The sequence below is a fragment of the Nocardia colli genome (assembly GCF_008704205.1).
In the GTDB taxonomy this organism is placed as follows: Bacteria; Actinomycetota; Actinomycetes; order Mycobacteriales; family Mycobacteriaceae; genus Nocardia; species Nocardia colli.
In genome coordinates, this window is the sequence record NZ_VXLC01000016.1 from 50,726 (window position 1) to 65,052 (window position 14,327).

General features: G+C 68.4%; 14 protein-coding genes. 11 read left to right on the forward strand and 3 right to left on the reverse strand.

Annotated features, from left to right (window positions below):
• Positions 1-219: 219 nt before the first annotated feature.
• The 10 genes from ctaD to F3087_RS29695 all read left to right on the forward strand — a co-directional run bounded on the left by ctaD (position 220) and on the right by F3087_RS29695 (position 9,911).
• Positions 220-1,962, forward strand: coding sequence for an aa3-type cytochrome oxidase subunit I (ctaD, locus tag F3087_RS29650; RefSeq protein WP_150405386.1), 1,743 nt, complete (start codon positions 220-222; stop codon positions 1,960-1,962).
• Positions 1,963-2,083: 121 nt separating this feature from the next.
• Positions 2,084-3,304 carry a phosphoserine phosphatase SerB gene (serB, locus tag F3087_RS29655; protein WP_150405647.1) on the forward strand — a complete coding sequence of 407 codons (1,221 nt, stop codon included), beginning with the start codon at positions 2,084-2,086 and terminating at the stop codon, positions 3,302-3,304.
• Between the two features lie 104 nt (positions 3,305-3,408).
• Positions 3,409-3,855, forward strand: a complete 447-nt coding sequence (locus F3087_RS29660; RefSeq protein ID WP_191094207.1) for a protease inhibitor I42 family protein — start codon at positions 3,409-3,411, stop codon at positions 3,853-3,855.
• Positions 3,855-4,661 (forward strand): aminoacyl-tRNA hydrolase, encoded by an 807-nt coding sequence (locus F3087_RS29665; RefSeq protein ID WP_150405388.1) that lies wholly within the window; start codon positions 3,855-3,857, stop codon positions 4,659-4,661. Before F3087_RS29660 ends, F3087_RS29665 begins: the two co-directional genes overlap by 1 nt.
• A gap of 163 nt (positions 4,662-4,824) precedes the next feature.
• Positions 4,825-4,992, forward strand: a complete 168-nt coding sequence (locus tag F3087_RS29670; RefSeq protein WP_150405389.1) for a transmembrane 9 family protein — start codon at positions 4,825-4,827, stop codon at positions 4,990-4,992.
• Between the two features lie 61 nt (positions 4,993-5,053).
• The gene (locus F3087_RS29675; protein WP_150405390.1) at positions 5,054-5,887 is read left to right on the forward strand and encodes an ABC transporter ATP-binding protein; all 834 of its coding nucleotides are present in this window, start codon (positions 5,054-5,056) and stop codon (positions 5,885-5,887) included.
• A 110-nt stretch (positions 5,888-5,997) separates the two neighbouring features.
• Complete coding sequence (locus F3087_RS29680) at positions 5,998-6,768, forward strand: NUDIX hydrolase (RefSeq protein WP_223885477.1); 771 nt, start codon at positions 5,998-6,000, stop codon at positions 6,766-6,768.
• A 30-nt stretch (positions 6,769-6,798) separates the two neighbouring features.
• The gene (locus F3087_RS29685) at positions 6,799-7,575 is read left to right on the forward strand and encodes an enoyl-CoA hydratase-related protein (protein ID WP_150405392.1); all 777 of its coding nucleotides are present in this window, start codon (positions 6,799-6,801) and stop codon (positions 7,573-7,575) included.
• Positions 7,576-7,743: 168 nt separating this feature from the next.
• Entirely contained in the window at positions 7,744-8,721 is a 978-nt protein-coding gene (locus tag F3087_RS29690; RefSeq protein WP_150405393.1) for a class I SAM-dependent methyltransferase, read from the forward strand.
• The gene (locus F3087_RS29695; protein ID WP_150405394.1) at positions 8,721-9,911 is read left to right on the forward strand and encodes a class I SAM-dependent methyltransferase; all 1,191 of its coding nucleotides are present in this window, start codon (positions 8,721-8,723) and stop codon (positions 9,909-9,911) included. The genes F3087_RS29690 and F3087_RS29695 overlap by 1 nt, the downstream gene beginning before the upstream one ends.
• A 46-nt stretch (positions 9,912-9,957) precedes the next feature.
• On the opposite strand, the gene F3087_RS29700 is transcribed toward F3087_RS29695, so the two are convergent.
• Together F3087_RS29700 and F3087_RS29705 are read right to left on the reverse strand one after the other, a co-directional pair.
• On the reverse strand, positions 9,958-10,509 hold the full coding sequence (locus F3087_RS29700) for a DUF1697 domain-containing protein (RefSeq protein WP_150405395.1): 552 nt from the start codon (positions 10,507-10,509) through the stop codon (positions 9,958-9,960).
• Positions 10,506-11,252, reverse strand: a complete 747-nt coding sequence (locus tag F3087_RS29705) for an acyltransferase (protein WP_150405396.1) — start codon at positions 11,250-11,252, stop codon at positions 10,506-10,508. The genes F3087_RS29700 and F3087_RS29705 overlap by 4 nt, the downstream gene beginning before the upstream one ends.
• A 284-nt stretch (positions 11,253-11,536) precedes the next feature.
• Between F3087_RS29705 and F3087_RS29710 the strand changes: the two genes are divergently transcribed.
• Positions 11,537-12,877 carry an outer membrane protein assembly factor BamB family protein gene (locus tag F3087_RS29710; protein WP_223885446.1) on the forward strand — a complete coding sequence of 447 codons (1,341 nt, stop codon included), beginning with the start codon at positions 11,537-11,539 and terminating at the stop codon, positions 12,875-12,877.
• A gap of 88 nt (positions 12,878-12,965) precedes the next feature.
• Here the strand turns inward: F3087_RS29710 and F3087_RS29715 are convergent, their stop codons facing one another.
• Positions 12,966-13,928 carry a hypothetical protein gene (locus tag F3087_RS29715; protein ID WP_150405398.1) on the reverse strand — a complete coding sequence of 321 codons (963 nt, stop codon included), beginning with the start codon at positions 13,926-13,928 and terminating at the stop codon, positions 12,966-12,968.
• Positions 13,929-14,327 lie beyond the last annotated feature (399 nt).

Below are 14,327 nucleotides of genomic sequence, written 5' to 3' on the forward strand. Positions count from 1 at the left end.
CCTGCCGCGAACGAAACTCATCGCTGCCGCCGGTCCGTCCTCACCAACGCGGTGTCCGAACCAACGAAATACGACACAGAGTAGGACCCGTGCGGATTGCTGCGGCAGCACGGTTTACGATTCCAGAAGCGCAAGCGAACTGTCGTCTGTTCCGACACGGGGATGGATGCAAGCAGCGGAGCCTGCGGAGCGAACCTAAAGGCACCTTCAGGAGGATCAGTGACTGCGGTAGAGCCCCAGCCAGTCCAGCAGTTGGAAGCGACTCGGCCGTATCCGGCACGGACCGGGCCGAAGGGTTCGTATCTCTACAAGATGGTCACCACCACCGACCCCAAGGTGCTCGGGGTCATGTACCTGGTGACCGCGATGAGCTTCTTCCTCGTCGGTGGCCTGATGGCGCTGATGATGCGCGCCGAGCTGGCCCGTCCCGGCCTGCAGTTCCTCTCGCCCGAGCAGTTCAACCAGCTGTTCACCATGCACGGCACGATCATGCTGCTGTTCTACGCGACCGCGATCGTGTTCGGGTTCGCGAACATCGTGCTGCCGTTGCAGATCGGCGCCCCCGACGTCGCCTTCCCGCGACTGAACGCGTTCAGCTACTGGCTGTACCTGTTCGGCGGCACGATGGCGACCGCGGGCTTCATCACCCCGGGTGGCGCGGCCGACTTCGGCTGGACCGCCTACACCCCGCTGACCGACATCCTGCACTCGCCGGGCGTCGGCGCCGACCTCTGGATCCTGGGCCTGGCCGTGTCCGGTCTGGGCACCATCCTCGGCGGCGTCAACATGCTGACCACCGTCGTCTGCCTGCGTGCCCCCGGCATGACCATGTTCCGGCTGCCGATCTTCACCTGGAACATCGCCGTCACCAGCGTGCTTGTCCTGCTTGCCTTCCCGCTGCTGACCGCCGCGCTGTTCGGCCTCGCCTACGACCGTCATCTCGGTGGCCACATCTACGACCCGGCGACCGGCGGCGTGCTGCTCTACCAGCACCTGTTCTGGTTCTTCGGGCATCCCGAGGTGTACATCATCGCGCTGCCGTTCTTCGGCATCGTGTCCGAGATCTTCCCGGTGTTCTCGCGCAAGCCGATCTTCGGTTACACCACGCTGGTCTACGCGACGCTCGGCATCGCCGCGCTGTCGATCGCGGTGTGGGCGCACCACATGTACGCCACCGGCGCCGTGCTGCTGCCGTACTTCTCGTTCATGACGTTCCTGATCGCCGTGCCGACGGGTGTGAAGTTCTTCAACTGGATCGGCACCATGTGGCGCGGGCAGTTGACCTTCGAGACGCCGATGCTGTGGTCGATCGGCTTCCTGGTGACCTTCCTCTTCGGTGGTCTCTCGGGCGTCATCCTGGCCAGCCCGCCGCTGGACTTCCACGTCACCGACTCGTACTTCGTCGTCGCGCACTTCCACTACGTGCTCTTCGGCACCATCGTGTTCGCCACCTTCGCCGGCATCTACTTCTGGTTCCCGAAGATCACCGGCCGGATGATGGACGAGCGCCTGGGCAAGTGGCACTTCTGGACCACGTTCGTCGGCTTCCACACCACGTTCCTGGTGCAGCACTGGCTGGGTGCCGAGGGCATGCCGCGGCGTTACGCCGACTACCTGCCCAGCGACGGCTTCACCACGCTGAACACGATCTCCACCATCGGCGCGTTCATCCTGGGCGCCTCGATGCTGCCGTTCATCTGGAACGTCTTCAAGAGCTTCCGCTACGGCGAGGTCGTCACCGTGGACGACCCGTGGGGCTACGGCAACTCGCTCGAATGGGCCACCACCTGCCCGCCGCCGCGGCACAACTTCTACGAGCTGCCGCGCATCCGGTCCGAGCGTCCCGCGTTCGAGCTGCACTACCCGCACATGGTCGAGCGGATGCGCGCCGAGGCGCACGTCGGCTGGGGCTCGGGGAAGCACGCCACGGACGTCCACGAAGGCGCAGTGGCCACCAAGTAGGAATTTCAGCTACGACCACGAGTGTGCACCTGCTGGTGACAGCGGGTGCACACTCGTTTGTGCAGTACCGGAGCGACGTGACAACGAGGTCAAGCGCAACTTCTAACCTGGAGTGGATCAGTTGGCCGACACCACCGTTCTCGTCACCGTCACCGGACCCGACCGTCCCGGTGTGACGTCCGTGCTGCTCGCGGCGATGTCGCGGCACCACGTGAGCCTGCTGGATGTCGAGCAGGTGGTCATTCGGGGGCGGCTGACCCTGGGCGTGCTGGTCACCTGCCCGGGTGACCCGGAGTCGTTGCAGGACGAGCTCGAAGAGGCGATGAACACCGTCGGCGTGCACGTCGACGTGGAGGTCGGCGCGGCGATCGGCCGCGAGCCCATGTCCACCCACGCGGTGGTCATCCTCGGCGCCCCGGTGACCGCGCACGCGTTCAGCGCGGTGTCGCGGCAGCTGGCCACGCTCGGCGCCAATATCGACACCATTCGCGGAATCGCGGACTACCCGGTCACCGGGATGGAGCTGCTGGTCACCGCGACCGACACCGGAGCGGACACCGACTCGCGGCTGCGCACGGCGCTGGCCGAGGTCGCGGTCGCCGAACAGGTGGACATCGCGGTGGAGCGGGCCGGGCTGGCCCGAAGGGCCAAGCGGCTCATCGTGTTCGACGTCGACTCCACGCTCATCCAGGGCGAGGTGATCGAGATGCTCGCCGCGCACGCGGGCGTGGAGGAGGAGGTCCGCAAGGTCACCGAATCCGCCATGCGCGGCGAGATCGACTTCGGCGAATCGCTGCGGCAGCGGGTCGCGACGCTAGAGGGCCTGGACGAGTCGGTGATCGAGGAGGTCGCCGACCAGATCGAGCTGACCCCCGGCGCGCGCACCACGATCCGCACGCTGCGCAGGCTCGGCTTCCGCTGCGGTGTGGTCTCGGGTGGCTTCCGGCAGGTGATCGAGCCGCTGGCGCACGAACTCGAGCTGGACTTCGTGCAGGCGAATACGCTGGAGATCAAGGGCGGCAAGCTGACCGGGCGGGTGGTCGGCGAGATCGTCGACCGCGCGGCCAAGGCGACCGCGTTGCGCAAGTTCGCGGCCGAGGCGGGCGTGCCGATGGAGCAGACGGTCGCGGTCGGCGACGGCGCCAACGACATCGACATGCTCAACGCGGCCGGGCTCGGCGTGGCGTTCAATGCCAAGCCCGCGCTGCGCGAGATCGCCGACACCGCACTGTCGCATCCGTACCTGGATGCTGTGCTGTACATCCTCGGCGTCACCCGGCACGAGGTGGAGGCCGCGGACGCGCGCGACGGACTGATCCGCCGGGTGCCGCTCGAGCAGTGACGCAGGCGCGCTGATCGGTGCGCCGGTGTCGATGGCCGAGTTCGTCGGTCGCCGTCGGTAGGCTGGCGCGGACCAGGATCGTCGGGGCGAAATCGGAGGGTGCGTTGCGGAAATCTCTGCTTGTGCTGCTGCTCGGATTGGCTGTTGTCGGGTGCGGCAAGAACGATTCGACCGACTCGGGGGCGAGTTCCTCGGCCGCGCCGACGTCGGCGCCCGGCCCGGCCGCGGTGACCGCCACCGAGGCCGACAACGGGCAGGAGCGAAAGCTCGCCCTCGGGCAGTCGCTGGTGGTGACGCTGCCCGCGAATCCGTCCACCGGATATATGTGGCAGATCACCGAGCTGGACGCGAATCTGCTTCAGGCGCAGGGCGATCCGGGATTCAAGCCGGATCCGAACGTGCCGGTCGCGCCCGGTTCGGGCGGTGGTTCGGTGTGGACCTTCGTCGGTAAGGCCGCGGGCGTCACCAAGCTCTCGATGGACTATCTGCGGCCGTGGGAGCAGGGAATCGAACCCGCGCAAACGTTTTCGATGACGATCAAGGTGGAGTGATGTCGAGCATCCCGGAATGTGGTGCCGGAGTCCGGGACGCCCTGGAAAACCCTGAGCAGCCGGTGGAATTCGATGTGGAAGGGTTCCGCGTCCGGCACGCGGAACTCGCGCAGGGCTATGGCGGCGCGGGCGATCCGGACGACCCGGCCATGGTGCAGGCCATGCAGATCGTGCTGCACCTGCCCAAGGTGGATCCGCCGCCGCGCAGCGCGTTGCTGGCCGCGGCGGCGACCGCGTCGGTGGCGCTGTGCCTGGACCCGCGGGTCGGTCCCGGCGGCGAGTGGGCCGAGCGCTACCTGGCCTGGAAGCGCTCGCGCATCCGCAAGGTGAGCCGGCGGGCCAGGGGCGCGCAGTGGCTCGCGGCGAACGAGGTGGACGGCGTCACCGTCGAGGTCGACGGTGCGCAGGCGCGCGCGTTCGTACCCGGACCGGTGGGCGAGGTCGATCCGCGGATCCGGCGGTTGCAGATCGGCGGCACCGACCTCGAGCACGACGATCCGGGGCCCGCCGACCCGGAACTGCCGGTGCTGTGGGTCGATTCGCGGCTGGGCATGACGCTGGGCAAGGCGGCCGCGCAGGTGGGGCATGCCAGCATGTTGCTGGCGGGCGCGCTCACCGCGGAGCGGGCGCTGCACTGGGCCGAGCAGGAATTCCGTTGCTCCGTAAGGGAAGCCGATGCGCGACAATGGAAAGAGTTGGCCGATGAGGTCGCGCGCGGCACGGCGGTGGCGGTGCGCGACGCCGGGTTCACCGAGGTGGCGCCCGGCTCGATGACGGTGATCGCGGTGCAGGCCCGATCCTCGTAACCGCTGCATAACGCCCGCGCCGAAGGTGCGTTGCGCGGGTCGATTCGGGGTATCTCTCTGAGCAACTTCACCGAGGACGTTGTGCCCTACCCCCGCCGAGTCACCCAGGCGGAGGCTGGATATATCGGCATCGCGGCCTTGCCGACCGAAGGAAGGACCAGCTATGACGACGCTGCTGGTGATTCTCGCCCTGTGGGTGCTCCTGTCGGTTCCCTTGGCACTCATCGTCGCCCGGCTCCTACACAAGTCGGACGACGAGGACCACCACCATCCGGATCAACCCGACGACCAGCGCCTTCGCGATCTCTTCGCGCTGGGCCGCCGCCGCTGACCCGAGCGACACGCTTTTCACACCCGCCCGCGTTGGCGAGTAGCCGGGCCGGTGGGCCAAGATGGACCGCGTGCCGCAACCGGATCCCGATCTGCTCATCGATTTCACCGACGTCACCGTTCGCCGCTCGGGCCATACGCTCGTGGGGCCGGTCACCTGGCAGGTCGAGCTCGACGAACGCTGGGTCGTGCTCGGCCCCAACGGCGCGGGCAAGACCTCACTGCTCCGCATGGCCGCCGCCGAGATGCACCCGACCTCGGGCATCGCCCATCTGCTCGGCGAGGTGCTCGGCAAGGTGGACGTCAGCGAGCTGCGGCCGCGGATCGGCCTGTCCTCGGCCGCGGTGGCCGGGCGGGTGCCGCGCGACGAGAAGGTCAGCGACCTGGTGGTGTCGGCCGGCTACGCGGTGCTGGGCCGCTGGCGCGAACGCTACGACGACGTCGACACCGACCGCGCCATCAACATGCTGGAAAGCCTAGGCGCCGAACACCTTTCGGACCGCACCTACGGCACGCTGTCGGAGGGCGAGCGCAAGCGGGTGATGATCGCCCGCGCGCTGATGACCGACCCGGAGCTGCTGCTGCTCGACGAACCCGCCGCCGGACTCGACCTGGGCGGCCGTGAGGAACTGGTGGAACGGCTCGGCGATCTCGCCGCCGACCCGGACGCGCCCGCCATCGTGCTGGTCACCCACCACGTCGAGGAGATTCCGCCCGGGTTCACCCACGGACTGTTGCTCAACGAGGGCGAGGTGATCGCGCAAGGTTTGCTCACCGACGTGCTGACCTCGGAAAACCTCAGCGACGCCTTCCGTCAGGCGATCGCGCTCGACCGGGTGGACGGTCGCTACTTCGCCCGTCGCGCGCGCCGAGCCGGAAAGCACCGCCACCGCTGAACCGCCGCCCGTGACGGCGCTCACCAAGCGCGCGTTAGGGTGCAAGGGTGAGTGAGACAAAAGCGCCTGGTGACTCTCAGGCTGCGCCGCCCAAGGACGCGTCGACGGTGATGCTGGTGCGCGACGGCGCATCCGGTCCCGAGATCTTCCTGCAGCGCAGGGTGGGCGCGATGGCCTTCGCGGCGGGCATGACCGTGTTCCCCGGCGGCGGCGTCGACCCCTCCGACGGCACTGCCGACATCGACTGGGCCGGGCCCGAACCCGCCTGGTGGGCAGCGCGTTTCGCCACCACCGAACCGCGGGCCAAGGCGCTGGTCTGCGCCGCCGTGCGGGAGACGTTCGAGGAATGCGGCGTGCTGCTGGCCGGCCCGACCGCCGACACCGTCGTCGCCGACACCACCGGCTACCGCGATGCCCGCGGCAAGCTGGAACGCCGCGAGCTGTCGCTGGCCGGTTTCCTGGCCGCGGAGAAGCTGGTGCTGCGCGCGGATCTGCTTCGGCCGTGGGCGAATTGGATCACCCCGGTGGTCGAGCCGCGCCGCTACGACACCAGGTTCTTCGTCGCGGTGCTGCCACAGGGTCAGCTGGCCGACGGCGCCACCTCCGAGGCGGCCGAGGTGCAGTGGCGCACCCCGGCCGAGGCGCTGCAGCGCTGGCGGGCCGGGACCGACATCCTGCTGCCGCCCACCTGGTCGCAATTGGACGCGCTCGGTGAATTCGGTTCCACCGCCGAGATTTTCGCCGCCGAGCCGGTCATCGAGCCGATCATGCCGGTGCTCTCCGCCGACACCGGCGAACGCATGCTGAGTTTCCCGGACGGCGAGCGCTACTTCGCCGGCCTCCCGGATGCGAGCAGGCTCAAGGGATCCGTGCGCAAGTAAGGCGGCGCACGGCCGGTAGCGTGGCGTCCCATGGCCGAATTCGTGACCCTGGATCTGCTCGAGGGTGCTCCCGCGCGCCGCGTCGCCGTCCTCCGGATCGCCCGCCCGCCGATGAACCTGGTGAACGCGCAGCTGGTGCGGGAACTGGCCCGAGCGGCCGACACGGTGGCCGCGGACCCGACGGTGGCCGCGGTCCTGCTCTACGGCGACGAGCGCATCTTCTCCGCGGGCGACGACCTGACCGAGCTGGCCGGGCTGAGCGAAGGCCAGGCCCGCGCGATGGCCGCCGATCTGCAACGCGACCTCGGCTGTCTGGCCCGGCTCCCGCAGCCGACCGTCGCGGCGATCAGCGGCTACTGCCTCGGCGGCGGCCTGGAACTCGCGCTCGGCGCGGACCGGCGGATCATCGGCGACAACGTCAAGCTCGGCCTGCCGCAGATCAAGGCCGGGCTCATCCCGCTCGCCGGGATCCGGCGGCTGTCGCTGCTGATCGGTCCGGGACCGGCCAAGGATCTGGTCTACAGCGGTCGCTTCGTCGAAGCCGAGGAGGCGCGCACGCTCGGTCTGGTCGACGAGGTCGTGCCGCCCGACGACGTGTACACCGCCGCGCTGAACTGGGCCCAGCGGTTCACCGACGGCCCGGCACGCGCCCTCGCCGCCGCGAAGGCGGTGTTCGAGGCCGGGCCGCACGGCCTGGACCGTGCGCAGACCGAATGGTCTGATCTGTTCGGTACCGAGGACCGCCGGATCGGCACCGAGTCCTACCTGGCCGACGGCCCCGGCTCGGCGGCTTTCGTCGGTCGCTGAGCGGTCTCGGCGGTGATCTTCGCGACCCGGTGTGTGCCGGTCTGAGCAGCGGTTTGTCGAAGATCACCTGATCGGAACAGGTTCTTATCTGGCCAGCGGTCCAGCTGTGCTCGGAAACCATGGGCCGACAGCAGGCCGGATCAGCGGGTTTGGGTAGGCTTGGCCTCCATGACGGTACGTCCCGACGACCCCGCGCCTAACCCGCACGCCACCGAGGCAGAGGTCGAAGCAGCTCGCAAGGATACGAAGCTCGCCCAGGTGCTCTATCACGACTGGGAAGCCGAGACCTATGACGACAAATGGTCGATTTCCTATGACGAACGCTGCATCGAATACGCCCGCGGCCGGTTCGACGCGGCCGTCGGCCCGGCGCCGCTGCCGTACGAGCGCGCCCTCGAACTCGGTTGTGGCACCGGCTTCTTCCTGCTGAACCTGATGCAGGGCGGCGTGGCCAAGTCCGGCTCGGTCACCGACCTGTCGCCCGGCATGGTGAAGGTCGCGCTGCGCAACGCGGAGCACCTCGGCCTCGACGTGGACGGCCGGGTCGCCGACGCCGAGACCATCCCGTACGAGGACGACACCTTCGATCTCGTCTGCGGTCACGCGGTGCTGCACCACATCCCCGATGTCGAACTCGCGCTGAAGGAATGCCTGCGCGTGCTCAAGCCGGGCGGGCGCTTCGTCTTCGCCGGCGAACCGACCACCGCGGGTAACTTCTACGCCCGCTGGCTCGGCCGGATCACCTGGAAGGCCACCACCACCGTCACCAAGCTGCCGCAGCTGGCCGGCTGGCGACGCCCGCAGACCGAGCTGGACGAGTCCTCCCGGGCCGCCGCGCTCGAGGCGGTTGTCGACCTGCACACGTTCGATCCGAGCGAGCTGGAGCGGATGGCCAGCTCCGCCGGTGCGGTCGACGTGAAGGCGTCCACCGAAGAGTTCGCGGCCGCGCTGTGGGGCTGGCCGGTGCGCACCTTCGAAGCCGCCGTGCCGGACGAGAAGCTCACCATGGGCTACCGGCTGGCCATGTACAAGGCGTGGCTGCGCCTGAGCTGGCTGGACGAGAACGTCATGCGCCGGGTGGTGCCGCGTCAGTTCTTCTACAACGCGATGATCACCGGCGTGAAGCCCGGCTCGTCTGCCAAGTAGTGGGCTACGGCTTCAGCCGGGAGGATGTCGCCTACCTCGGCAGTCCGGCGGGTATCGCCGCGCTGACCGAGGTGGATCGGCTGGAGCTGACCCAGGCGTCGCACCTGCGTGATCTGGCGCGGGTGCGACGGGAATACGGTGATTCGGCGGCCGCGCTGGTCGAGACGGTGCGATTGCGGCGGAAGGCGGGGGCGAAGCTCGCCGACGCGGGGGACTGGTTGTTCACCGACGATGCGTTGCAGCAGGCGACGCCGACGGTGGTCGCCCGGCAGCGGGCCGCCAGGTTGGCCGGGCGGGCTGTGCACGACGTGACCTGCTCGATCGGCGCGGAACTGGCCGAACTGGCCCGTGTGTGTCCTGCGGTCATCGGCAGCGACTTGGACGACGCGCGGTTGTCGATGGCCGCGCACAACCTCGCCGGCCGCCGAAATGTGTTGCTCGCCAAGGCTGATGCGCTCGTGCCGGTGAGCAGGGGCACCGTGGTGATCGCCGATCCCGCGCGGCGCGCGGACGGCAAACGCACGCACGACCCGGCCAAGCTGCAACCGCCGCTGCCGGACCTGCTCGCCGCCTATCCCGGCCGCGACATCGCCGTAAAGTGCGCCCCTGGACTGGATTTCGATCGGCTCGACTGGTCCGGGGAAATCGAAGTGGTCTCCCTGGACGGCGCGGTGCGCGAGGCGTGCCTCTGGTCGGCCGGTCTGTCCGACCCGGCGGTCACTCGTCGCGCGACCGTATCGTCCTCGGCCGGACCATCTTTCACCCTCACCGACGCCGAACCGGACGACATTCCGGAACAGGAACCCGGCGACTGGATCATCGATCCGGACGGCGCCGTCGTGCGCGCCGGACTGGTCCGCCACTACGCCGCGAAACACGGCCTCTGGCAACTGGATCCGCGCATCGCCTACCTCACCGGCAATGCCGTCCCCCCGGGCACCCGCGGCTTTCGCGTCCTCGATCGCCTCGACTACCGCGAAAAGACCCTGCGCGCCGAACTCCGCCGCCACGACTGCGGCCCCTTGGAAATCCTGGTGCGCGGCGTCGAAGTCGATCCGGACAAACTCCGCCGCACCCTCAAACCCCAAGGCACCCAACCGTTCACCCTGGTGATCACCCGAATAGACCGCACCCCGACGGCCTTCCTCTGCACCGCCATCGCCGCAGCACCCCCGCCGCGCACCCTTTGACCTCCCGCGCACGAAGCAGCTAGCGATTTCCTGCGCGCCGCAACAATCAGTGCGCGGCGTCCATCTTCTTGATGATGCGCTGGATGGTGAGCCAGGTGCGCGTGGTCATGTTCTTGCCGTAGGTTTTTTCGAGCCAGCCCATGTATTCCGGTGTCTTGCCGGATTCGCGGTTGTCGATCACCGCGAGGAACGCGGCGCACGGCTTGTCGTAGCCGACGATTCGGGTGAGCGGGTCGAGCTGGCCGGGCAGTTTGCCTGGCTTCGTCTTGCGATCCTTGGCGAATGTTGCGACGAGGTAGGTGCCGCGCTCGTGAGTGAGGCCAGGAAACGGGTCGGTGTCGAGCAAAGCTTGCAGTTCGTCGCGAGTGCGGATGATCGTGCCGCCGGCGATGCCGAGTTCGGCGTTGAGCGCCTGCTGGATCCGGTCCTCGAGCCCGCTGACGTCGGTGTCCGCACTCTGGAACACTATGTTGCCGCTCGACAGCACCGACGCGACCTTCTCGAACCCTAGCCCCTCGAACACGCCACGCAACTTGTCGTTGGTCATGTTCGGGTTGCCCGGGCCGATCCCGCGCAACATGGCCGCGTAGCGGTTCACGCCGTCTTCGCGCCGTTCTTCTTGCGCTCGATATCTTCCAGCGCCGCAAGGTATTGCGCGCGTTCCTCGGCGCTCGCCTCCCAGGCGGCCTTGCGGTTCTTGACCACCTTGGCGGGCGCGCCGACGGCGATGCTGTAGTCCGGGATCTCCCCCTTGACCACCGCGTGCGCGCCGAGCACGCAGCCGCGGCCGACGCGCGTCTCGCGCAGCACCGTCACCTTGGCCGCGATCCAGGTGTCCGGGCCGATCCGGACGGGGCTCTTCACGATGCCCTGGTCCTTGATCGGCAGGGTGATGTCGTCCATCTTGTGGTCGAAATCGCAGATGTAGCACCAGTCGGCGACCAGCGTGGATTCGCCGATCTCGATGTCGAGGTAGGTGTTGACCACGTTGTCCTTGCCGAACACCACCTTGTCGCCGATGCGCAGCGAACCCTCGTGGCAGCGAATGGCATTGCCGTCGCCGATGTGTACCCAGCGGCCGATCTCCATCCGGCCCAGCTCGGGCGTCGCGTGCACCTCGACCCGCTTGCCGAGGAAGACCATGCCGCGCAACACGATGTGCGGGTTGGCCAGCCGGAACTTGAGCAGCCGGTAGTAGCGCACCAGGTACCAGGGCGTGTAGGCCCGGTTCGCGAGCACCCAGCGCAGCGACGCCACGGTCAGAAAGCGCGCCTGCTGCGGATCCCGGCGGCGCGATCCCCGCCAGCGCGAGCGCAACGGCGCGCCCCACATGCTCGTCACGAACGGATCTCCTGTCGTGGTCCAACGGCTGGTCGCCACGTCAGCGGCGACGGGTAGAGCATAACGGGCGCGGTCCGGCCCGATCCGGCCACCGACCGGGCGCCCGCCGAAGCGCAACGGCAGGACTCGGCACACGCGCGCGGACCGCTACCGTACAGTGACTGCTGCGCCGAGGGCGGCGCCCCCCGAATCCACACGCGTACACCCGAACCGGGTCGCTCCAGAGCTGTGGGTCGGCACGCTTTAGTCTCGTGCGAGCGGAAACGACGACAGGAGTGCAGCAGGTGCGAAGCGGCGTACTGGCTAGTTCCAGGTGGCGACCGTCCCGGGTGCGGGTAGTCGCGTCGCTGGCCGCGGTCGGTGCGCTGGCCTTGACCGGCTGCGGCACCGATGTCGACGACATCGCGGTCGGCCCCGGTAAGGGCTGGCCCGCCGCGTACCACGACGGGCGCAACGGCGGCAGCAGCCCGGTGACCGGCGCCAAGAAGATCGCGTTGAGCTGGACCCGCCCGATCGGCGGGCCGGTCGCCGAACCGGTCACCATCGGCCCCGACGGGCAGATGTTCCTGACCACGAACACGCCGACCTGCACCCTCTACTCCTTCCAGATGGCCACCGGGCGTAAGCGCTTCTGCAGCGGGCTCGGCCCCACCGCGATCGCGACGCCGTCGGTGGTGGACGGCATGACCAATGTCTACGTCGGCGACGACCGGGACAACGTCGGCGCGGTCATCTCGTTCAACTACCTCGGGCAGCCGCGGTGGCGCACCACGGTGGCCGGCGCCCCGGTCTCGACCCAGTTCACCGGCGACGGAAACCTGTTGACCGTCACCCAATCCGGTCAGGTCGACGTGCTGTCCCGGCAGACCGGTCAGCGCGTCGTCTCCACCCTTCAGCTGCTCGGCCAGCCGGACTTCCTGGACAACCCGAACCTCACCTGGCCCGCCGCCGGGCAGGGCCTCGACGAGTGCCGGGTCGGCGAGCCGCAGTGCCCGGTCGCGAACATCTCCGCGGTCGACACCGCGACCGGACGCTTCTTCGTCACGGTATGGAAGCCGGGTCAGCCGAACGCCGCGCTGGTCGCGCTTCGGTACGCGGACAACAAGATCCAGCAGGAATGGAGCGCCGACCTGCTGTTCGGCGGCAGCGCCACCAGCCCGACGTTGTCCGCCGACGGCAAGACCGTCTACGTGGGCGACAACACGAACCGGCTGATGGCGGTCAACGCGGCCGACGGACGCACCAAGTGGGTGCAGCCGCTGGAATTCACTCCGCGCGGGGGCATTTCGGTGTCCAGCGACGGCCTGATCATTCCGTCCGGCGACGAAGGCTATCTGCTCGCGCTGCGGGACAAGGGCGACGCGGCCGAGGTCGCTTGGGAGCGCAAGGATCTCGATCTGCGCGGCACCCCGGTGCAGACCGCGGGCGGCACCGGGTACACCGCGGCGGCGATCGGCGCGGGCCTGAATCTCATCACCTTCGACACCAAGACCGGCACAACCATCGACTCCGATGTGCTCCCCGGCGCGCAGGGCAGCACCACCGGCACGTCGATCGGCGCGCAGGGTGAGGTCATCGTCGCCACCCGCATCGGCGAGCTGTTCGTCTTCAAGCCCGAGCGCTGACCGCCCACGTGTGCCCGCGAGGCTGGCGTTGCCGCGCAAGTATTGGTGCGGCGCACACGAGATTGCCAGCGAAAAGGTGCGCATCGGGCTAACTACTGCGCGGCGTATCGATGACCGAGCCGATGGGGCGCGGACGGTGGGCCGTGCGAGCGATGGCGCGACGGAATCGGGCGTCGAGAGTGGCCGGGGTGTCCAGATCGGACCAGGTCCAGCGGGCGACTTCCCAACCGAGGTCGCGAAGGCGGTCCTCGCGCAGCTTTTCGCGGTAGAGCGTCCTCCCGGGGTCTTCGCCCGGGTTCAACTCACTGCCGTATTTCACCTTGCCGTCGAACTCGCCGATGATGCCCAGTTCGTCGAAGCAAAAGTCGACACGCGCGACGAATCTGCCGGCGTCGTCAAGGATCGTCGTCTGGAGTTCCGGTGATGGTAGGTCGAGGTCATTGAGGACGACCCGGCTGCGCGACTCACCGATACTTTCGCTGCGCCCGTCGAGCATTCCGATCGCACGCAGAGCGGCCCGATAGCCGGGACGTCTCGCCGCGTAAGTGAGTGCCCGACAGAAGGATTCGCGAGTTGATCCGAATTGCCGCGCGGCCGCGTCACCGATCGCTACCGCCTGTTGCAATCCGACGTTGCGTGCGATGTCGGCAATTGTGCGCGCCGGTGACAGAACGAGCAGCGACCCGACCTCGGCGACATCCTCGTCTTCGAACGGAGCGCAATGTACGTGCAAGTGCTTCCCGCGATGTCCACCGCCGCTGCGCTGCCGGGTGACATGCACTGTGTCGAGCGGCAATCCCCACAGCGGTAGCCCGTGGACGGCGGCTGCGGACTGGTGGCTGATCACGGCCGGCGCAGACAGATGCCCTGCCGTCGCATGAACAAGCACGTGGTAACGCGCTTCTTGATCCATCGCCCGGTATGACTCGGCCTCCAGATATGCCCCTGGCCGCAGCCGGAGCAAACCGCATCGAGCAATCAATCTCCGCAACTCACCGTCACTGAATCCCTTCGCCAACGCATCACGTCGCTGTATCGGTGTCGCCTCCATCCGCCCATAGTGCTCCCCCCGCCGCGCCCCCAACCGCCGAAAACCGCCCCCTGTGCACAACCGCCCACCTGTGGATAACGTTGGCCCCGCGCACATTTCGACGTCACGCGCATTCAATTGTCAGCAATTTCGCGCGCAGCGGGACAATCCGTGCGCGGCATCCGCCGCACGCAACGACGTGCGCGTTGCGAGGACGACTCGTGCGCGTCGGGTCCTGGGTTGCAGTCATTCGCCTGCAGCGCGCGGATCGTTCTGTCGCGCACGATTTCGCTAGCAGGTTCGTGCGCGGCGGGATGGAACGTGCGCGGCGGGATGGAACGTGCGCGGCGGGATGGAACGTGCGCGGCGGGATGGAACGTGCGCGGCGGGATGGAACGTGCGCGGCGGGGCGGAACGTGC